General features: G+C 74.8%; 15 protein-coding genes and 1 pseudogene. 7 read left to right on the top strand and 9 right to left on the bottom strand.

Features of this window, described 5'->3' with window-relative positions; all coding sequences use genetic code 11:
• Positions 1-366: 366 nt before the first annotated feature.
• Positions 367-1,572 carry an ornithine--oxo-acid transaminase gene (rocD, locus tag HPT28_RS05805; RefSeq protein ID WP_219089841.1) on the bottom strand — a complete coding sequence of 402 codons (1,206 nt, stop codon included), beginning with the start codon at positions 1,570-1,572 and terminating at the stop codon, positions 367-369.
• Positions 1,573-1,767: 195 nt separating this feature from the next.
• On the opposite strand from rocD, the gene trpS reads away from it, so the two are divergent.
• The 3 genes from trpS (at position 1,768) to HPT28_RS05790 (ending at position 4,533) form a co-directional block, all read left to right on the top strand.
• Entirely contained in the window at positions 1,768-2,781 is a 1,014-nt protein-coding gene (trpS, locus tag HPT28_RS05800) for a tryptophan--tRNA ligase (protein ID WP_219089840.1), read from the top strand.
• A gap of 103 nt (positions 2,782-2,884) precedes the next feature.
• Positions 2,885-3,472, top strand: a complete 588-nt coding sequence (locus tag HPT28_RS05795; protein ID WP_219089839.1) for a 2'-5' RNA ligase family protein — start codon at positions 2,885-2,887, stop codon at positions 3,470-3,472.
• Positions 3,473-3,609: 137 nt separating this feature from the next.
• Positions 3,610-4,533 carry a YihY/virulence factor BrkB family protein gene (locus HPT28_RS05790; RefSeq protein ID WP_219089838.1) on the top strand — a complete coding sequence of 308 codons (924 nt, stop codon included), beginning with the start codon at positions 3,610-3,612 and terminating at the stop codon, positions 4,531-4,533.
• Between the two features lie 138 nt (positions 4,534-4,671).
• Here HPT28_RS05790 and purH read toward each other — a convergent pair whose 3' ends face one another.
• Both purH and purN read right to left on the bottom strand, forming a co-directional pair.
• On the bottom strand, positions 4,672-6,261 hold the full coding sequence (purH, locus tag HPT28_RS05785) for a bifunctional phosphoribosylaminoimidazolecarboxamide formyltransferase/IMP cyclohydrolase (protein WP_219089837.1): 1,590 nt from the start codon (positions 6,259-6,261) through the stop codon (positions 4,672-4,674).
• On the bottom strand, positions 6,258-6,899 hold the full coding sequence (gene purN, locus HPT28_RS05780) for a phosphoribosylglycinamide formyltransferase (RefSeq protein ID WP_308119098.1): 642 nt from the start codon (positions 6,897-6,899) through the stop codon (positions 6,258-6,260). The genes purH and purN overlap by 4 nt, the downstream gene beginning before the upstream one ends.
• 285 nt (positions 6,900-7,184) lie before the next feature.
• On the opposite strand from purN, the gene HPT28_RS05775 reads away from it, so the two are divergent.
• Positions 7,185-8,024 (top strand): hypothetical protein, encoded by an 840-nt coding sequence (locus tag HPT28_RS05775; RefSeq protein WP_219089835.1) that lies wholly within the window; start codon positions 7,185-7,187, stop codon positions 8,022-8,024.
• 28 nt (positions 8,025-8,052) lie between these two features.
• On the opposite strand, the gene HPT28_RS27365 is transcribed toward HPT28_RS05775, so the two are convergent.
• Entirely contained in the window at positions 8,053-9,645 is a 1,593-nt protein-coding gene (locus HPT28_RS27365; protein ID WP_306824582.1) for a DUF6350 family protein, read from the bottom strand.
• A gap of 116 nt (positions 9,646-9,761) precedes the next feature.
• On the opposite strand from HPT28_RS27365, the gene HPT28_RS05765 reads away from it, so the two are divergent.
• Positions 9,762-10,841: an RNA polymerase sigma factor gene (locus HPT28_RS05765; protein WP_219089833.1), complete on the top strand. Its 1,080-nt coding sequence runs from the start codon at positions 9,762-9,764 to the stop codon at positions 10,839-10,841.
• Positions 10,842-10,929: 88 nt separating this feature from the next.
• Here the strand turns inward: HPT28_RS05765 and sucD are convergent, their stop codons facing one another.
• From sucD to HPT28_RS05740, 5 genes are all read right to left on the bottom strand, one after another.
• Positions 10,930-11,814, bottom strand: a complete 885-nt coding sequence (gene sucD, locus HPT28_RS05760; protein ID WP_219089832.1) for a succinate--CoA ligase subunit alpha — start codon at positions 11,812-11,814, stop codon at positions 10,930-10,932.
• A gap of 41 nt (positions 11,815-11,855) precedes the next feature.
• Positions 11,856-13,028 carry an ADP-forming succinate--CoA ligase subunit beta gene (gene sucC, locus HPT28_RS05755; protein WP_219089831.1) on the bottom strand — a complete coding sequence of 391 codons (1,173 nt, stop codon included), beginning with the start codon at positions 13,026-13,028 and terminating at the stop codon, positions 11,856-11,858.
• A 200-nt stretch (positions 13,029-13,228) separates the two neighbouring features.
• Positions 13,229-14,374, bottom strand: a complete 1,146-nt coding sequence (locus HPT28_RS05750; protein WP_257578121.1) for a VWA domain-containing protein — start codon at positions 14,372-14,374, stop codon at positions 13,229-13,231.
• A gap of 107 nt (positions 14,375-14,481) precedes the next feature.
• Complete coding sequence (locus tag HPT28_RS05745) at positions 14,482-16,878, bottom strand: DUF5682 family protein (protein WP_308119097.1); 2,397 nt, start codon at positions 16,876-16,878, stop codon at positions 14,482-14,484.
• Positions 16,875-18,023 carry an AAA family ATPase gene (locus tag HPT28_RS05740; protein ID WP_219089829.1) on the bottom strand — a complete coding sequence of 383 codons (1,149 nt, stop codon included), beginning with the start codon at positions 18,021-18,023 and terminating at the stop codon, positions 16,875-16,877. Before HPT28_RS05740 ends, HPT28_RS05745 begins: the two co-directional genes overlap by 4 nt.
• A 164-nt stretch (positions 18,024-18,187) precedes the next feature.
• Between HPT28_RS05740 and HPT28_RS05735 the strand changes: the two genes are divergently transcribed.
• Positions 18,188-19,546, top strand: coding sequence for an SWIM zinc finger domain-containing protein (locus HPT28_RS05735; RefSeq protein ID WP_219089828.1), 1,359 nt, complete (start codon positions 18,188-18,190; stop codon positions 19,544-19,546).
• Positions 19,543-19,832, top strand: a pseudogene (locus tag HPT28_RS05730) (hypothetical protein); the annotation flags it as partial. The gene HPT28_RS05735 and the pseudogene HPT28_RS05730, both read left to right, overlap by 4 nt.

Genomic DNA, 19,832 nt, shown 5'->3' with positions numbered 1-19,832 from the left:
TTCCCCCGTGCTGTGCGGAGTGCCGCCGCGACGGCACCCGGGGCCGACGGCCTGGCCGCCGTCGACACCACGCTGGGAACGCTGGCAGATGTGGCGGAGGGGCGCAATCCGCCCATCGCCCGGGTTTCCCCGCCGACCGGCGGGTAACCGACCGCCGACCGGCGGGCCCGGCGACGGCTGGTAGCCGCCCCGCCGCCACTGGTGACGGCGGGGCGCCCGCAGGGGCGCGGGGAACCGCGCGAACGGCCAGAGCGAACGCGCACCCGGCCACGCGCGGGAAGGGGCACCCTCCGCCCAGACCGAGCCAGGGGCCGGGGGCTGCGCCCGCCAGCCCTGCGCCTCAGCTCAGACCTCCCAAGCGCCGGGTCAGCCCGCGAGGATGTCGCGGAGTCGGCCGAGACCCCAGTCCAGGTCCTCCTTGCTGATGGTGAGCGGCGGGGCGATCCGGATGGTGGAGCCGTGCGTGTCCTTCACCAGCACGCCCTCGGCCATCAGCCGCTCGGAGATCTCCCGGCCGGTGCCGAGCGCCGGGTCGATGTCCACCCCGGCCCACAGCCCGCGGCCGCGGACGCCGGTGACCTTGCCGTCGGCCGTCAGCGCGGCCAGCTCCTGGTGGAGGTGTTCGCCCAGCTCCGCCGCCCGCTCCTGGAACTCGCCGGTGCGCAGCATCGCCAGCACCTCCAGGGCCACCGCGCAGGCCAGCGGGTTGCCGCCGAAGGTCGAGCCGTGCTCGCCGGGCCGGAAGACGCCGAGCACCTCGCGGGAGGAGACGACGGCCGACACCGGCACCACGCCGCCGCCCAGGGCCTTGCCCAGCACGTACATGTCCGGCACGACGCCCTCGTGCTCGGCGGCGAAGGTCCGCCCGGTGCGTCCCAGGCCCGACTGGATCTCGTCCAGGACGAACAGCACGTTCCGCGCGCGGGTCAGCTCGCGCACCCCGGCCAGGTAGCCCGGCGGCGGCACCAGCACCCCGGCCTCACCCTGGATGGGCTCCAGCAGGACGGCGACGGTGTTGTCGTCCACCGCGGCCTCCAGGGCGGCCAGGTCGCCGTAGGGGACGACCTCGAAGCCGGGCGTGTAGGGGCCGTAGTCGGCGCGCGCCTCGGGGTCGGTGGAGAAGCTGACGATCGTCGTCGTGCGGCCGTGGAAGTTGTCGGCCGCGACGACGATCCTGGCCTGGCCGTCCGGCACGCCCTTGATCCGGTAGCCCCACTTGCGGGCGGTCTTCACCGCCGTCTCGACGGCCTCGGCCCCGGTGTTCATGGGCAGCACCGCCTCCATGCCGCACAGGTCGGCGAGCTGCACGCAGAAGTCGGCGAAGCGGTCGTGGTGGAAGGCGCGCGAGGTGAGGGTGAGCCGGTCCAGCTGGGCCCGGGCGGCGGCGATCAGCCGGGGGTTGCCGTGACCGAAGTTGAGGGCCGAGTACCCGGCCAGCATGTCGAGGTACCGGCGGCCCTCGACGTCGGTCATCCAGGCGCCCTCGGCGGAGGAGACGACGACGGGCAGGGGGTGGTAGTTGTGCGCGCTGTGGGCGTCGGCGGTGGCGATCAACTCGGGTGAAGTGGGCATCGCACGCTCCGTTCGTCGGTTCGTCCGGCCGGGTGGGCCGGACACAGCCATTTCTATCGCCGCCCGAAGGATCTCCGCCCGCTCTTTGCCGAACCGACCTCCGTCCGCCCACCGCGCGCGGGGTTCGCGTCGCCCGCCCGTTTCCGGGCGGGGGAACTCCGCGATCAGGCCCCGCGCTCTGCGAGAATGGCCCGCATGGCTATCGATCGTCCGCGCGCGCTGTCCGGTATCCAGCCCACCGCCGGGTCCTTCCACCTCGGCAACTACCTGGGTGCCGTCCGTCAGTGGGTGGCCCTGCAGGAGACCCACGACGCCTTCTACATGGTCGTCGACCTGCACGCGATCACCGTGCCGCAGGACCCGAAGGACCTGCGGGCCTCGACCCGGCTCGCCGCCGCCCAGCTCCTGGCCGCCGGCCTCGATCCGGACCGCTGCACCCTCTTCATCCAGAGCCACGTCCCCGAGCACGCGCAGCTCGGCTGGGTCATGAACTGCCTCACCGGCTTCGGCGAGGCCTCCCGGATGACGCAGTTCAAGGACAAGTCCGCCAAGCAGGGCGCCGAGGGCACGACGGTCGGCCTGTTCACGTACCCGGTCCTCCAGGTCGCCGACATCCTGCTCTACCAGGCCGACCAGGTGCCCGTCGGCGAGGACCAGCGCCAGCACATCGAGCTGACGCGCGACCTGGCCGAGCGGTTCAACGGGCGCTTCGGCCGGACGTTCACCGTCCCCGCCCCGTACATCCTCAAGGAGACGGCGAAGATCTACGATCTCCAGGACCCGTCGATCAAGATGAGCAAGTCGGCTTCCTCGCCGAAGGGCATCATCTCGCTGCTCGACGAGCCCAAGACCACCGCGAAGAAGATCAAGAGCGCCGTGACGGACACCGGCACCGAGATCCGCTACGACCCGGAGAACAAGCCGGGCGTCAGCAACCTGCTCAGCATCCACTCGACACTCACCACCACCCCCGTCGCCGAACTGGAGCAGCGGTTCGAGGGCAAGGGGTACGGCGCCCTGAAGACCGAGCTCGCCGAGATCGTCACGGACTGGGTGACGCCGTTCCGCGAGCGGACGCAGGAGTATCTGGGCGACCCCGAGACGCTGGACTCGCTCCTGGCCAAGGGAGCCGAGAAGGCCCGGTCCGTCGCCGCGGAGACGCTGGCCGCGGCCTATGACAAAGTGGGCTTCCTGCCCGCGAAGCACTGAGAAGCCCGGAAGAGCGACGAGAAGCCCAAGCGGCGCGGAAGCCCTGAAACCGGACAGCGGGTCGCAGGGCGCCGGGCCACGGCGACAGCAGGAGGGAGACGACGTGGGGACCGTCACGGTCGGCGTATCGATCGCGGTCCCGGAGCCGTACGGCAGCATGCTCCAGCAGCGGCGCGCCGGCTTCGGGGACCACGCGGCCCACAGCATCCCCACCCACATCACCCTGCTGCCACCCACGGAGGTCGAGGCGGCCGACCGCCCGGTCATCGAGGGCCACCTCGCCTCCGTCGCCGCCGCCGGGCAGCCCTTTCCGCTGAAGCTGTCCGGCACGGACACCTTCCGGCCCCTCTCCCCCGTCGTCTTCGTCCGGCTGACCGAGGGCGCGGCGTCCTGCGCGGGCCTCCAGGAGCGGGTACGCGCCCCCGAGGGGCCGCTCGCCCGCGAGCTGAACTTCCCGTACCACCCGCACGTGACCATCGCGCACGGCATCGACGAGGCCGCGATGGACCGCGCGCAGGAGGAGCTGGCCGACTTCGAGGCCGCCTGGCTGATCACCGGCTTCGCACTCTACGAGCAGGGCGTGGACGACGGCGTGTGGCGGCTGGTCCGGGAGTTCCGCTTCCCCGGCAGACCGCCCCTGCCCTCCGTCCCCCACCAGGGGATGTCACGTCCGGCGGCCCCGGCGCCCTAGCGCAGGGGCCGCCGCCCTGTGCGCCGCCGGTTCCCCGGCCGTCCCGCGGTCTCCGGCCCGTCCGTAGCCTCCGGCCCGTCCCCGCCTCCCCGCCTGTCGCGAGGTGCGCGGAAACGTTCCCGGGGTAGAACGGGTTGATGGATTGGCTGAGCCGACTGCCCGTCATCGGTCCCCTCGTCCAGCGGCTGATGCGCACCCACCTGTGGCACACCTACGAGCGCCTGGAGACGACGCACTGGACGCGGCTCGCCGCCGCGATCACCTTCATCAGCTTTCTGGCCCTGTTCCCGATGATCGCCCTCGGGGCCGCGATCGCCGCCGCGTTCCTCAGCCAGGAGCAGATCGACACCGCCCAGGAGTGGCTGGCCGACCAGGTGCCCGGCATCTCGGACCAGATCGGCATCCAGTCCTTCGTCGACAACGCCGCCACCGTCGGCCTCGTCGCCGGCGCCCTGCTGCTGTTCACCGGGCTCGGCTGGGTGGGATCGCTGCGCGAGTGCCTGCGCGAGGTCTGGCTGCTGCCGGACGAGGAGGTCAACCCCGTCCGGGCGAAGCTGAAGGACCTGGCGATGCTCGCCGGGCTGGGCGGCGTCGTGGTGCTGTCGCTGGCGGGCTCCGCGTTCGCCGTCGGGGCGGTCGACTGGGCGGCGGACGCACTCGACGTCGACCGCGGCGGGCCGGTGGGCTGGCTGCTGCGCACCGTCCCCGTCCTCGCGGCGATCGGCGTCGACGTCCTGCTGCTCTGCTACCTGCTGACCCGCGTCCCGGGGGTGCGCCCGGCCCGCCGCCCGCTGGTCACCGCCGCCCTGCTGGGCGCCGTCGGCTTCGAGCTGCTCAAGCTGCTGCTCGGCGGCTATCTGAAGGGCGTGGCGGCCAAGAACATGTACGGCGCCTTCGGCGTGCCGATCGCCCTGCTGGTGTGGATCAACCTGATGGCCAAGCTGCTGTTGTTCTGCGCGGCCTGGACGGCCGCGGACGGCGACGGCGACGACGCGCCCGCGGAACCGGGCGGGGACGACGAGGAGAGCCGGGCGGCGACGGCCGAGGAGCGGACGGCCTGACGCGCGCGCCCGCGCCGGACCCGTCAGCCACACGGGGCCCGTCAGACGCCCGGCGACGGCCGCGGGCCCACGGCCTGACGGCCGCGGGCCCGCGACGGCTCGCCTCGGTGCCCGGCGGCCGCGGCCGCCGGACGCGCCTCAGTGGAAGAAGTGGCGGGTGCCGGTGAGGTACATCGTCACCCCGGCCGCCCGGGCCGCCTCGATGACCGCCTCGTCCCGCACGGAGCCGCCCGGCTGGACGACGGCCCTGACACCGGCGGCCGTCAGCACCTCCAGCCCGTCGGGGAACGGGAAGAAGGCGTCGGAGGCCGCGTAGGAACCGGCCGCCCGCTCCTCGCCCGCCCGCTGGACGGCGAGCCGGGCCGAGTCCACCCGGTTGACCTGGCCCATGCCGACGCCGACCGTGGCGCCGTCCTTGGCCAGCAGGATCGCGTTCGACTTCACCGCGCGGCAGGCCCGCCAGGCGAAGGCCAGCTCGGCCAGCTCCGCCTCGCCCAGCGCCTCACCGGTGGCCAGCGTCCAGCCCGCGGGGTCGTCGCCGTCCGCCTGGAGCCGGTCCTTGGCCTGCAGGAGCGCGCCGCCCTCGATCGGCCGCAGCTCGGTGCGGGCGGCCGGGGCGTCCGGGCAGCGCAGCACACGGATGTTCTTCTTCCGCGTCAGCACCTCCACCGCGCCCTCCTCGTACTCCGGCGCGACGACGACCTCGGTGAAGATCTCCGCGACCTGCTCGGCCATCGCCACCGACACCGGGCGGTTGACGGCGATGACGCCGCCGAAGGCCGACAGCGGGTCGCAGGCGTGCGCCTTGCGGTGCGCCTCGGCGACGTCCGCGCCGACGGCGATGCCGCACGGGTTGGCGTGCTTGATGATGGCCACGCAGGGCTCGGCGTGGTCGTGGGCGGCCCGGCGGGCGGCCTCGGTGTCCACGTAGTTGTTGTACGACATCTCCTTGCCGTGGAGCTGCTCGGCGGCGGCCAGCCCGCCCGAGCCGTCGGTGTACAGCGCGGCGCCCTGGTGCGGGTTCTCGCCGTAGCGCAGCACGCGGACGCGCTCGTGCGCCGAGCCCAGGAACGCGGGGAACCGCTCGCCCTCGCCCTCGGCCTCGGCCTCGGCCACGTCGTCGGCGGTGTAGTCACCGGCGAACCAGCTCGCCACCGCGACGTCGTAGGACGCGGTGTGGGCGAAGGCCTCGGCGGCCAGCCGCTTGCGCTCGGCCAGCCCGAAGCCGCCGTCCGCGGCGGCCTTCAGCACGTCCCCGTACCGCTCCGGGTTCACGACGACGGCGACCGAGGGGTGGTTCTTCGCCGCGGCGCGCACCATGGACGGGCCGCCGATGTCGATCTTCTCGACGCAGTCGTCGTCGGACGCGCCCGAGGCGACCGTCTCCCGGAACGGGTAGAGGTTCACCACGACCAGGTCGAAGGGCTCCACACCCAGTTCGACGAGCTGCTCGCGGTGGCTCTCCAGCCGCCGGTCGGCCAGGATGCCCGCGTGCACCCGGGGGTGCAGCGTCTTGACCCGCCCGTCCAGGCACTCGGGGAAGCCGGTCAGCTCCTCGACCTTCGTGACCGGCACCCCGGCGTCGGCGATGCGCGCCGCCGTCGAACCGGTGGACACGAGCTGTACGCCGGCCGCGTGCAGCCCGCGTGCCAGCTCCTCCAGACCCGTCTTGTCGTAGACGCTGACCAGCGCGCGGCGGATCGGCCGCTTCGTACCTTCGGCAGTCATGCCGGAATCCGTACCTTTCGTCCCTCAATGCTGTAGCCGTCGCGGGCGAGGCGTCCCACGACGTCAACGAGCAGGCGTCGCTCGATTTCCTTGATCCGCTCATGCAGAGCGGCACCGTCGTCGGCATAGTCCTCGTCCCGGACCTCGACCACGCCCTGGGCGATGATCGGGCCGGTGTCGACGCCGTCGTCGACGAAGTGGACCGTGCACCCGGTCACCTTCACGCCGTACGCGAGCGCGTCGCGCACGCCGTGGGCGCCGGGAAAGCTGGGCAGCAGGGCCGGGTGCGTGTTGACGAACCGGCCCCCGAAGCGGGCCAGGAACTCCTTGCCCACGATGCGCATGAAGCCCGCGGAGACGACGAGGTCGGGCTCGAAGGCGGCGGTCGCCTCGGCCAGCGCCGCGTCCCACTCGGCCCGCGTCGCGTAGTCCTTCACCCGGCAGACGAAGGTCGGCAACCCCGCCCGCTCGGCGCGCTCCAGCCCCGCGATGCCGCCGCGGTCCGCGCCGACGGCCACGATCTCGGCGCCGTACGCCTCGGGTCCGAGCCGCTCCACGGCGTCCAGGAGTGCCTGCAGGTTCGTACCGGAACCGGATACGAGCACCACAAGCCGGGCAGGGGACACAGCAGCAGCCACGACGAGGCTCTTTCTCGGTCTACTTCTCGGTCTGTTTGTTCGGTCCACGGTCTCGGCCGCACTCTCGGCCGGCGAAGACATTGGTGCGATCGGACGAACGACGGAGGCGGAGGAATCCGGGGAACCCTACGAAGCGGCCGACCGGCAGCAACGATACCGGCACCGCTCCCCCACCCCCACGGGACCGGGTGGCGGGCAGCGGGTAGCGTCTGGCATACGGTTCCGTAACCTCCGCCTGGCCGACGGGCGGCGCAGCGGACGGACGAAGGGGAAGACACACACGACATGACGGAGCGACGCCGCGCCTTCCGCGACTCCGGACGGGCCGGGCAGCCCAGCGGGCCCGAGCAGGAGGACAACCCCTTCGCGCCCCCGCCCGAGGGCGCGCCCGACCAGCCCTGGCGTCCCCGCTACCCGCAGAACCCGCCGTCCGGCTCTGGCCCGGGCTCCGACAACGGCTCCGGCTCCGGCTCGGGCTCCGGGTCCGGCTCCGGGTCCGGCTCCGAGGGCCAGGACGGGAACGGCGAGGACGAGTCCGCCCGCCGCAAGTGGGGCAGCCAGTGGAGCAGCCGCCAGCCCGGCCGCCAGAGCGGCGGCTTCGGCGGCCAGGGCGGCAACGGCCCCCAGGGCTCCGGCCCCGAGGGCCCGGGCGGACGTCCGCCCCTGCGCTGGGACCCGCGCGACCCCGCCCAGCGGCACGCCCGGTACGCGCTGCTCTCCGGCATGTGGGGCCTCTTCCTCGCGGCCTTCGGCCTCCTGCCCCTCGGCCTGCTGCTCGGCGCCCTCGGCCTGCACTGGGGCATCAGCGCCCTGCGCGGCGCCCCCGGCGTCAAGCGCACGGAGGACGGGCAGCGCACCGCCGTCGCCGACCTGGGCGGCTCGGCGGCCAACCCCGCCGACGACGAGCAGGCCGGCCGTCGCGCTCTGACCCGTGCCGCCGTCCCCGGCGTCGTCCTCTCCGGGCTGGCCCTCCTCATCGTCGCCGGGACCTACACGTTCCAGCTCGTCAACAAGGACTACTACGACTGCGTGGACGACGCCCTCACCACGGCGGCCCGCGAGCAGTGCGAGGACCTCCTCCCGGAGCCCTTCCGCGACAACAACCTCCTCGACATCACCCGCTGACTCACCACAGGCCCCGGGGGGGCCGTGCTCACGTGCGGCGGTGACGGCCGGGGCCCGGCGTGGGGCGCAGGGGGAGCTTGGGACGGGTCTTCGGCCTCGGCGGCGAGGTCAGCGGGGCCGCCGCGGCCGGCGGCGTGGACGACGGCGGCGTGCCCGGTGGACCCGCGGCCGGTGGACCCGCGGTGGGCGGCGAGGTCGGCTGGGGCGGAACGGGCGGCGGCTCCGGCCGCCAGCGGGACTCGAAGTCGGGCATCAACCCGCCGGACGCCTCCTTCAGCGCGGCCCAGCGGCTGTGCCGCGAGCCGCCCGAGTGCCACTCGCTCTCGCCGCGGGCCTCCTGAGGCGGGGCCGGACGCAGCGACGCGCACCAGGTGACGCCCCGCCGCCACAGCAGCGCGGCCGCCAGCAGCGGATGCGGGTCGCGCAGTCGCCACCACCGCACCAGCAGCGCGGCCGGGACCGACACGAGCGCCGTCCAGGCCAGGGCCGCCCCGCCCGCCTGCCACCACGTCGGGCCGACGGCGGCCAGGGCCTCCCGGCCCAGCGGCCCCCCGGAGAACGCGGCGAGGGCCGCGACCGCGAGCCCGCAGCCGAGGGCGCCCAGCGCCGCGGTGGCGGCCGTCCCCGGGCCCGTCGCGGCGCCGTGCCGGGTACCCGGCACGGGCACCCCCGCCCGACCGACGCACCACCCCGCCCCCCAACCCGCCGCGAGCGGCACCGCACCGGCCGCCACCCAGAGCAGCGGGCCGCCGTGTCCCTCCCCGGGGACGGCCGCGAGCAGAGGAAACGGCGGCAGGCCGGGCGGGGCCGTCGTCAGCACCGGGCCCGCCACACTGCCGGCGCCGAGCGTGAAGCCGGGGCCGAGCCCGTAGGCCGCGCCCCACACCGCGGCGTTGGGCACCAGGACGAGGCACAACAGCAGCACCGCGACCTGCCCCGACCAACCATCGGCCAGCCGGGCGAACCCGTCCTGGACCGCACCGCCGCGCGCGACGAGGGCACCGGCGGCGAGCAGGGCCCCGCCCCCGCACAGCGCCGCGACGCCGACCGCCGCGGCCCGCAGCGCCGCACCGGGGCACGGGCCGTGCGGGCGCTCGCCGAGCCCCGTCCAGCCCGGCGGGTGCAACGTCGGCCGCCCACGCGCCACCCAGCTGCCCGCGGCCAGCGTGGCCAGGGTGAGCAGCGGCACGTACAGGGCGGCGCTGAGCGGCTCGACGGACAGGGAGCCGCCCCGGGTGAACCACGCGGCCCCGGCACCGACGGCGAGGTAGCCGGCGCACACGAGGCCGAGGGACCGCCGGTCCGCGCCCCCGGTGGCCCTGACCACGCGGTAGAGCAGGAACACCGGCAACGCGGTGAGCAGCATGGGCGTCACCCCCAGGGGTGCCGCGGCCCCACTGAGCGTGTCCGTGCGGACCAGATCCGCGCCGTGGGCCAGCAGCCACAGCGCGGCGGCGACCCGCAGCGCGCCGTACGGGCCGTCGTCCGGGTACGGGGAGAGGATCCACAGAAGCAGCGCCGGCATGGCGACGGCCACCAGCCCGAAGGCGGCGGCGAGCGCCCCCTCGAGGACTCGCCCCGCCCCCGGCCCGGCCGCACGGCCGACGTCCTGTTGCGTCATTCGGCTCACGCGGCCATGCTCCCAACAACACCCGTTTCGCCCGGGTAGCAGGCGAAAGTTCGTGGTGTCGCCCACTATGACGGTATGTACGTCGTCACAGAGGGTGGGCAGGGCGCATGAGCGCACCGCAGCGAGACCGGGCCGGCCAGCAGTTGGCGCGGCAGCGCCGCCGGGCGGCTGCGCGCGCCCGCAAGCGGGGGGCCCGGCCGCCCGCGCAGCGCCACGAGCGGGGCGCGACGACCGCCTCCGGCCGCACGACGGTCGAGCCCGGGCCGACGGAGCCCGGGCCGACGGAGCCCGAGCCGACGGAGCCCGAGCCGAGGGAGCCCTCGGGGAAGGTGTCCGAGGCCCCCGAGGCCGGGGAGCTTGGGACGTCCGGAGGCGCGGCCGAGCCCCCGCCGGCCGCCGAGGCCCCGGCTGCCGACACCGTTCCCGAGGCCGATGCTCACCCGGCGCGCGACTCCGGGCGCGATGACGGGCACGGCTCCGACGCGCGGGCGGCGTTCGAGGCCCTCTACGAACGGCACGTCCGCGCCCTCACCCGGCAGACGTACCTCCTCACCGGGCGGCGCAGGCTCGCCAGGTGGGCCGTCGGGCGTGCCTTCCACGCCGCCTGGGAACGGTGGCCCGAAGTCGCCGTCGACCGGGATCCGGCCGGTTGGGTGCGGGCCGCCGCCCACGAGCAGGCCCTCTCCCCCTGGCACTGGCTGCGGCCGAGGCTGGGCGCGGAGGAGGCCTACCCGGGGCTGCCGGAGGACCGGGTGATCCTGGAGGCGCTGCTCTCCCTGCCCACCGTGTACCGCCGGGTGCTGCTGCTCCACGACGGCGTCGGGCTCGGCCTCGCCGAGACTGCGGCCGAGACGGAGGCGAGCACCCCGGCCACGGCGAGCCGGCTGCGGCACGCGCGGGAGGCGCTGTCCGCGCGGCTGCCGGAGCTGGCGGCGGTCGACGCCGAGGCGCGCGGACCGCTCGTCTCCCGGCTGCTGCACCGGCTGGCGGCCGCCCAGCCCGTGCACAGTCCGCCGGCCCGCGACATCCGCAGGTCCAGCGACCGGCTCACCTTCGGCCGCACCGCGGCGGCCTGCGTGCTGACGGCCCTCGTCGTCACCGCCACCTCGGTGGGTGTGGCGACGGCCGAGAGCGACAAGCTGCTGCCCACGAGCCTGCCGACCGCCCTGCGGCAACTGGCGGAATGACCCGTCCGGCGGGCATACGCACGGGTCCGGGCCCACCCCCGTGCGGGGGCGGGCCCGGACCCGTTCAGGCGACGTGTCGCCCAGCGTGTCAGCCGCCGAGGATCTCGCGGGCGAGCCGCGCGGTCTCCGACGGGGTCTTGCCGACCTTCACACCGGCGGCCTCGAGGGCCTCCTTCTTCGCCTGGGCGGTGCCGGAGGAGCCGGAGACGATGGCGCCGGCGTGGCCCATGGTCTTGCCCTCGGGCGCGGTGAAGCCCGCGACGTAGCCGACGACCGGCTTGGAGACGTTGGCCTTGATGAAGTCGGCCGCACGCTCTTCGGCGTCGCCGCCGATCTCACCGATCATGACGATGAGGTCGGTGTCCGGGTCGGCCTCGAACGCCTTGAGGGCGTCGATGTGGGTGGTGCCGATGATCGGGTCACCGCCGATGCCGACGCAGGTGGAGAAGCCGATGTCCCGCAGCTCGTACATCATCTGGTACGTCAGCGTGCCGGACTTCGAGACCAGGCCGATGCGGCCCGGCTTGGTGATGTCGGCCGGGATGATGCCCGCGTTGGACTGACCCGGCGTGATCAGGCCCGGGCAGTTCGGGCCGATGATGCGGGTCTTGTTGCCCTTCTTGCCCGCGTGGGCCCAGAAGGCGGCCGTGTCGTGCACCGCGATGCCCTCGGTGATCACCACGGCGAGCGGGATCTCGGCGTCGATGGCCTCGACGACGGCGCTCTTGGTGAACTTCTCCGGGACGAAGATGACGGTCACGTCGGCACCGGTGGCCTCCATAGCCTCCTTGACCGTGCCGAAGACCGGGATCTCGCTCCCGTCGAAGTCGACGCTGGTGCCCGCCTTGCGCGGGTTGACACCGCCGACGATGTTGGTGCCCGAGGCCAGCATGCGCTTGGTGTGCTTCTGGCCCTCGGAGCCGGTCATCCCCTGGACGATGACCTTGCTTTCCTTGGTGAGGAAGATAGCCATGGTTCGGTTGTCCTCGTGTCCTTTGAGTCCTGGGGCCCGGATTACTTCGCGGCCAGCTCGGCGGCGCGGTCGGCGGCACCGTCCATGGTGTCGACCTGCTCCACCAGCGGGTGGTTGGCGTCGGTCAGGATCTTGCGACCGACCTCGGCGTTGTTGCCGTCCAGCCGCACGACGAGCGGCTTGGTGACGTCCTCGCCCTTGGACTTGAGCAGCTCCAGGGCCTGCACGATGCCGTTCGCGACGGCGTCGCAGGCGGTGATGCCGCCGAAGACGTTGACGAAGACGGACTTGACGTCCGGGTCGCCCAGGATGATCTCCAGGCCGTTGGCCATGACCTCGGCGGAGGCACCGCCACCGATGTCGAGGAAGTTGGCCGGCTTGACGCCGGAGTGCTTCTCGCCGGCGTAGGCGACGACGTCGAGGGTGCTCATGACGAGACCGGCGCCGTTGCCGATGATGCCGACCTGGCCCTCGAGCTTGACGTAGTTGAGGCCCTTGGCCTTGGCGGCGGCTTCGAGCGGGTTAGCCGCAGCCTTGTCCTCCAGGGCGGCGTGGTCGGGCTGGCGGAACTCGGCGTTGGCGTCCAGCGACACCTTGCCGTCCAGCGCGATGACCTTGCCGTCGGCGGTCTTGACCAGGGGGTTCACCTCGACAAGGAGGGCGTCCTCCTTGATGAAGACGTCCCACAGCCGCTGGAGCACGACCGCGACCTGGTCGACGAGCTCGGCCGGGAACTTGGCCGCCTCGGCGATCTCACGGGCCTTCGCCTCGCTCACACCGTCGATCGCGTCGACGGGGATCTTGGCCAGGGCCTCGGGCTTGGTGGCGGCGACCTCCTCGATGTCCACGCCGCCCTCGACGGAGGCCATGGCGAGGAAGGTGCGGTTGGTGCGGTCCAGCAGGAAGGAGACGTAGTACTCCTCCGCGATGTCCGCGGTCTGGGCCAGCATCACCTTGTGGACCGTGTGGCCCTTGATGTCCATGCCCAGGATCTGGTTGGCCTTCTCCACGGCGTCCGCCGGGTCGGCGGCCAGCTTGACGCCACCGGCCTTGCCGCGGCCACCGGTCTTCACCTGTGCCTTGACGACCGCGCGACCGCCGAGTCGCTCGGCCACCTCGCGCGCCGCCTCAGGCGTGTCGATGACTTCACCGGCCAGCACCGGTACGTCATGCTTGGCGAAGAGGTCCCTCGCCTGGTACTCGAACAGGTCCACGCGCGTCCGTCCCTTAATCAGTTATCGCGGTTCGTTGTCAGCGTGGGCGTGCCGCGTGGCCGCGTGGGCGGGGTACGCGGCATGTCCGTCTCGCAGGGTAGCCGTGTCCACTTGCGCTTCCTAAATCGCACGTCACACCGGCGCGGTGAGACGGGTCACAGCCCGGGCGGCCCGGTGTGTGTCGTGGAGGCTCCCGGCGGCTACGCCGGGTCCGGCACCGGGAGCGGGTCCTTGCGGATGGCCGCGGCCATGACCTCGGGGAAGTGGTCCGGCGTGCAGGCGAACGCGGGCACGCCCAGCTCCGCCAGCGCCGCCGCGTGCGCGCGGTCGTACGCGGGCGCCCCCTCGTCGGAGAGGGCGAGAAGCGCGACGCACTGCACCCCGGCGGCCTTCATCGCGGCGACGCGGCGCAGCATCTCGTCACGTATGCCTCCCTCGAACAGGTCACTGATGAGGACGAGGATCGTCTCCCCCGGTCGGGTGATCTTCGTCTGGCAGTAGGCCAGCGCCCGGTTGATGTCCGTGCCACCACCGAGCTGGGTGCCGAAGAGGACGTCCACCGGGTCGTCGAGCTCGTCCGTGAGATCCACCACCGAGGTGTCGAAGACCACGAGCCGGGTGTCCAGGGACCGCAGCGAGGCCAGCACGGCGCCGAACACGGACGCGTAGACCACCGAGGAGGCCATCGAACCGGACTGGTCGATGGCGAGGATGACGTCCTTCTTCACGGCCTGGGCGGCCCGCCCGTACCCGACGAGCCGCTCGGGGACGACGGTGCGGTGCTCGGGCAGGTAGTTCCGCAGGTTGGCGCGGATGGTGGCGTTCCAGTCGACGTCCCGGTGGCGGGGGCGGCTGATCCTCGCGGAACGGTCCAGCGCCCCGGTCAGCGTGGCGCGGGTGCGCGTGGCCAGACGGCGCTCCAGCTCGGCGACGACCTTCCGGACGACGGCCCGGGCCGTCTCCCGGCTCGTCTCGGGCAGGGCCTGGTTCAGCGAGAGCAGGGTGCCGACGAGGTGGACGTCGGGCTCGACGGCCTCCAGCATCTCCGGCTCCACCAGCATCGCGGCGAGCCCGAGCCGCTCGATCGCGTCCCGCTGCATGACCTGCACGACCGAGCTGGGGAAGTACGTGCGGATGTCGCCGAGCCAGCGGGCGACCCGCGGCGCCGAGCCGCCCAGCCCCGCCCCACGGGCACCGCCCGCCGCGGCACCGGTGCCCGTCGCACCACCGCCCGCCCCGTAGACGGCGGCGAGCGTGCGGTCCATCGCGGCGTCCTGGCCGCTCAACTCGTGGCCGGTGCCCTCGGCCTCCCCCGCGCCGCCGAGGACCAGGCGCCACCGGCGCAGCCGCTCGTCCGCCGGGGCGCCCGACTCCGGTGCCGCAGCTTCCGGTGCCGCACCCTCCGGCGCCGCCGGTTCCGTCCGCGCCGCCGTTCCCGGCGTCTTCGCCGTGCTCAACTCGCCACCCCCACCGTCTCGTCGTTCCGCGTGTGCTCCCCCAGCAGCAGCGCGAGCGTGGGCAGCACGGCGTCCGCCCGGCCCGCCTCCAGCCCCGGGCCGAAGCCCGGGTCGCCGGCCCCGGAGTGCGCCGGGCCGCCGCGGCCCCCCGTACCGCGGCGGGCCAGCTCGCCCAGGGTGCGGCGCACCCCGGGCTCGTAGGAGGAGAACGTCCTGCGCAGGAGCGGCAGGACGTCGGTGAACTCCCGCCCGGGCACCCGGGCCAGCCAGCCGTCCACCAAAGAGAGCAGGCGTTCGTCGTGCACCAGGAGCAGCCCGCCCCCGGAGAGGAACCCCTCCAGCCAGGCCGCCGCCTCCACGGACCCCGTGCCGGGGGAGAGCGCCAAACCCATGTGCCGGGCGGCCTCGGCCGCGTCGAGCGCGCCCTCGTCCACCAGGAGCCGGGCGCAGCGCCCGCGCAGCAGGCCCGCCACCCCGTCCCGCCGCGCGAGGGTACGCAGCATGCTCCGCCAACGCTCCCGCAGGCCGGGGGCGTCGAGCAGGGCCACGGCGCGGTGCGCGGCGTCGAGTTGGGTGCGCAGGGCCTCGGCGCCGTCCGCGTCCAGCCCGGCACACGCCGGGGGAAGCCCCACGCGCACCCGCTCGGCGAGCCCCTCCGCCACCTCGTGCAGCGCGGCCGCGTCGGTGCCGCGCACGTCGCCGTAGCGGGCCGCGCGGACCAGCGCCGGCAGCGCCTCGGCGAGCCGGCCGACGTCGGCGTCGAGGGCCGCGCGGTCCGACAGGACCCGCATGACCGTGGGCAGCGCCGTGCCGAGCCCGGCGAGGAGGCACCGCTCAGCGAGGGAGGTCACCTCCGGCAGCCCCGGTGCCTCGGCGGCCCGGCTCTCGGCCAGGGCCGTCGCGGCGGACTCCACCGTGGTGCCCCACACCCCCGCCTCGGCCACCCTCACCGACAGCTCCGGCTCCCAGCACAACCGCCAGTGCTCCTTGAAGGTGCCGGTGCTGCCGCCCCGCCCGGCGGCGGGCTCGCCCCAGCCGATCCCCAGCAGCCGGAGCCGGTGCAGCAGGCGGCTGCGGGCCGCTCCGTTCTGCTCGCGCAGGTCGAGTTCGAGGAGGCGCTCCCGCGCCTCGGGGCGGAGCCGCAGGGAACGCTGAAGCCGGCTCAGGTCCCGCTGGAGCGGGACCGCGGGCGCGCTCGCGGGCACCTCACCGAGGTCACCGCCGACGATGAGCCGCTCCCGGATGAGTTCGAGGGGGATCTCCGAGCCCTCGCACATCACCGCACGGACGGCGTCCACCGTTTCCGTCAGCCCGGCGAGGGGCCGCCCGCGCACGGTGGCCAGCGTCTCGGCCAGCCGGACGGCCTCGATCACATGGGCGGAGGACACCGGCACGTCCTCGTCCCGCAGGAGCCCGGCCACCCGGGTGAGCCAGCGCTCCACCGGCCGGTCGGGCGCGGTGAACAGGTGCCCGTACCAGCCGGGCGAGGTGATGCCCGCGCCGTACCCCGTGGCCCGGGACAGCCGCCGGTTGGTCCACGGCACCCAGGTGATCTCGGCCTTGACCTTGGGCAGCCCCTTGAGCAACGCGCGGTCCCCGGTGACGGGACGGCGTTCGGCGAGCGCGGGCACGTGCCAGGCGCCGCAGACGACGGCCACCGCCCCGGCACCGAACGCGCGGACCGCCTCGCGCAGCCGCAGCCGCATGTGGGCCTCCCGGACGGCGTCCCGCTCGTCGCCCCCGGTGCCGTGGGCGGCGCGCAGGGCGGCCATGGCCTCGCCGACGGCGGCGAAGGCGGCGGCCGGGTCGGCGGCCGGCCGGGAAACGGTGGCACCGGGCCCGGGCGAGCGGTGTTCCACGACGTCCTCCCACCAGCGCTCGGGGTCGTCGTACCCGGCCGTCTCGGCGAGCACGGCGAGCGGATCGAGCCGCAGGGCGGCGTGCCCGGCCTCCTCGGCTCCCGGGCCCCCGCCGGGCGGTGCCTCCGTCGGCGCTGCCTCCGTCGGCGGCTGCTCCGCGGGCAGGTCGCCCGGCTCGGCCCCGCCGAGCGCGAGGGAGTGGGCCGCGGGGAGGTCGATGAACCGCACCGGGACGCCGTGCTCCTGCGCCCAGCGCAGGGCGACCCACTCCGGTGAGAAGGCGGCCATGGGCCAGAACGCGGCCCGGCCCGGGTCGTCCACGGCGTGGGCCAGGAGCGCGACGGGCGGCCGCATGCCCGCGTCGGCCGCGAGGTGGACGACGGCGTCCGCCTCGGGCGGGCCCTCGATCAGGACGACGCGCGGCCGGCGGGCGTCCAGCGCGGCGCGGACGGCCCGGGCCGAACCGGGCCCGTGATGCCGGATGCCGAGCAGGAGCGGGGTGGACGGCTCGACGCGGACCTCGGCGGCCGTCACGCGCTCACCTCGCGGCAGGCGCGGTAGAAGTCCTTCCAGCCCTCCCGCTCGCGCACCACGGTCTCGAGGTACTCCTGCCAGACCGTGCGGTCGCCGGCCGGGTCGCGCACGACGGCGCCGAGTATCCCGGCGGCCACGTCGGCCGGGCGCAGCACGCCGTCCCCGAAGTGCGCGGAGAGGGCCAGACCGCCGGTGACGACGGAGATCGCCTCGGCCGTCGAGAGCGTGCCCGAGGGCGACTTGACCTTCGTGCGGCCGTCCTCGGTGATGCCCTGGCGCAGCTCCCGGAAGACGGTCACGACGCGACGGATCTCGTCCACGCCGTCCGGCTCGGCGGGCAGGTCCAGCGAGCGGCCCAGCTGCTCGACCCGGCGCGACACGATGTCCACCTCCGCGTCCACGCCCTCGGGCAGCGGCAGGACGACGGTGTTGAAGCGGCGGCGCAGGGCGCTGGAGAGCTCGTTCACGCCGCGGTCCCGGTCGTTGGCCGTGGCGATGAGGTTGAAGCCGCGCACCGCCTGCACCTCCTCCCCCAGCTCCGGGATGGGCAGCGTCTTCTCCGAGAGCACGGTGATCAGGCTGTCCTGCACGTCGGCCGGGATGCGGGTCAGCTCCTCGACCCGGGCCGTCATGCCCTCGGCCATCGCCCGCATCACCGGGCTGGGCACCAGGGCGTCCCGGCTGGGGCCGTGGGCCAGGAGCTGCGCGTAGTTCCACCCGTAGCGGATCGCCTCCTCGGCCGTGCCCGCGGTGCCCTGCACGAGCAGGGTCGAGTCACCGCTGACGGCGGCGGCCAGGTGCTCGGAGACCCACGTCTTGGCGGTGCCGGGCACGCCGAGCAGGAGGAGGGCGCGGTCCGTGGCCAGGGTGGTGACGGCCACCTCCACGATGCGGCGGGGCCCGACGTACTTGGGTGAGATCACCGTGCCGTCGGCCAGGGTGCCGCCCAGGAGATAGGTGGCGACGGCCCACGGTGAGAGGCGCCAGCGCTCGGGCCGGGGCCGGTCGTCGGCGGCGGCGAGGGCGGCCAACTCGGCGGCGAACGCGTCCTCGGCGTGCGGGCGGAGGACGGCGGGATCGGCCTGGGACCCGGGCCGGGAGCCGGTGTCGGTGGCGGGCCGGGAAGCGGTGTCGGTGGCGGTCACGGATCCCCCTCGGTGCGGTGTGCTCTCCGTCGTGCCAACCACCCTGCACCCCGCCACTGACAACGCTCCCGACCAGCGCTTTCGCTCTCATCTCGCCGCTGACGGCCAGATCCTGACGCCCCGTCGCCCGGCCGCTGTCAGTGCCCGCTCGTACCGTCGCTGACATGACGGGACAGCAGCTCCGCTGGAGTGCGGAACAGGTGCTGACGCTGGCTCCTGACGCGGCGTCGCGCAAGGCCGGAAGCAAGCTGGCGGCAGCCGGGCCGTGGTCGGACGCGGGTACGGGCGGGGATGCGGTCTGGGGGCTGTGCAAAGGCAGCGGCAGCAAGCCGTACCGGACGGCGGTGGACCTCACGGGCCCGGCGTCCACGTGCAGTTGCCCCAGCCGCAAGTTCCCCTGCAAGCACGCCCTGGGCCTGCTGCTCCGGTGGGCCGAGGGGGCCGACGCCGTCCCCTCGGGCGAGGCGCCGGAGTGGGCGGCGAGCTGGCTGGAGAAGCGCCGGGAGAGGCAGGCGGCGGGGGCGGGAGCGGGGGCCGGGGCCCGTCGGGGGGAACCGGCCGATCCGGAGGCGGCGCGGCGCCGGGCCGAGCGTCGGGCACAGCGCATCGCCACCGGCGCCGTGGAGCTTGAGCAGCGGCTCGCCGACCTGCTGCACGGCGGCATCGCGGGGGCGGATCAGGCGGGCTACGCGCCCTGGGACGAGATGGCGGCGCGCATGGTGGACGCCCAGGCGCCCGGGCTCGCCTCACGGATCAGGGACGTGGCGGGGATCGCGGCCTCCGGTCAGGGCTGGCCGGCCCGGCTGCTGGCCGAGTGCGCGATGCTGCACCTGCTGTGCCGGGGCGTGCTCGCGCTGGAGAGGACCGAGGGGCTCCCCGAGCCGCTGGCGGCGACCGTGCGCACGCACCTGGGGCTGACGACGGAGGCGGCGGCCCTGTTCGCCCGGCCCGACGCGGTGACGGCGGACCGCTGGCTGGTGCTCGGCCGGTCGGACGGCGAGGACGGGCGGCTCGCCGTGCGCCGGTTCTGGCTACGGGGCGAGCGCTCCGGCAGATCGGCGCTGCTGCTGTCGTTCGGGGCGGCGGGGCGGGCTCCGGAGCTGACGCTGCCGGTGGGCCGGGTGGTGGAGGCCGAGTTGGCGTTCCACCCGGGGGAGGCGCCCCTGCGTGCCGCGCTGGGTGAGCGGCGGGGCGAGTCGAGCCCCGGCGGAGTGCCCCCGGGGGTGGGGGTGGCCCGGGCGCTGGCCGCGTACGGGGAGCGGGTGAGCGGCGATCCGTGGCTGGAGTCCTGGCCGGTCGTGCTGGCGGACGTCGTGCCGACGCCTGGGGCGGACGACGAGCGCTGGCAGCTGGCCGACGAGGTCGGCGGGGCGGCGCTGCCGCTGACGCCGTTGAGCCGGTCGGCGCTGTGGAAGCTGGCCGCGATATCGGGCGGCGGCCCGGTCACGGTCTTCGGGGCGTGCGGGCATCGGGGCTTCACGCCGCACACGGTCTGGTCCGAGGGGGAGGCGGTGTCGCTGTGACGATCACGGAGACGACGACGGAAGCGAAGGAAGCGCGGGCACGGGCGGGCGGCCGTGAGCCGGTGGCGGGGGCGGGGGCGGGCAAGGCCCCGGCGTCGGACGAGGAACCCGGCGCGGTGGCCTGGCAGGAGTTGGTGACGGCGGCGCTGCTGGGCGCGGAGCGGCGTACGCCGCCGGGCGGCTCGCCGAAGGCGCTGCTGGCCCTGGCCGCGCGCGAGACGGTCCGGCGCCGGGCCGGGCTGCTGCCCGCGATGGCCCGGCCGCGCCCCGTCCCGGCCCCCGCGGA

It is taken from the genome of Streptomyces sp. JJ38 (assembly GCF_019303475.1).
Lineage (GTDB): Bacteria > Actinomycetota > Actinomycetes > Streptomycetales > Streptomycetaceae > Streptomyces.
The sequence above is the reverse complement of the archived record's forward strand: the minus strand, read 5'-3'. Positions and strand labels throughout refer to the sequence as shown.

Coding starts and splice junctions, on each gene's coding strand:
- rocD (WP_219089841.1), bottom strand. CDS start 1,572: ATGCCCACTTCACCCGAGTTGATCGCCACCGCCGACGCCCACAGCGCG.
- trpS (WP_219089840.1), top strand. CDS start 1,768: ATGGCTATCGATCGTCCGCGCGCGCTGTCCGGTATCCAGCCCACCGCC.
- HPT28_RS05790 (WP_219089838.1), top strand. CDS start 3,610: ATGGATTGGCTGAGCCGACTGCCCGTCATCGGTCCCCTCGTCCAGCGG.
- purH (WP_219089837.1), bottom strand. CDS start 6,261: ATGACTGCCGAAGGTACGAAGCGGCCGATCCGCCGCGCGCTGGTCAGC.
- HPT28_RS05775 (WP_219089835.1), top strand. CDS start 7,185: ATGACGGAGCGACGCCGCGCCTTCCGCGACTCCGGACGGGCCGGGCAG.
- HPT28_RS27365 (WP_306824582.1), bottom strand. CDS start 9,645: ATGACGCAACAGGACGTCGGCCGTGCGGCCGGGCCGGGGGCGGGGCGA.
- HPT28_RS05765 (WP_219089833.1), top strand. CDS start 9,762: ATGAGCGCACCGCAGCGAGACCGGGCCGGCCAGCAGTTGGCGCGGCAG.
- sucD (WP_219089832.1), bottom strand. CDS start 11,814: ATGGCTATCTTCCTCACCAAGGAAAGCAAGGTCATCGTCCAGGGGATG.
- HPT28_RS05735 (WP_219089828.1), top strand. CDS start 18,188: ATGACGGGACAGCAGCTCCGCTGGAGTGCGGAACAGGTGCTGACGCTG.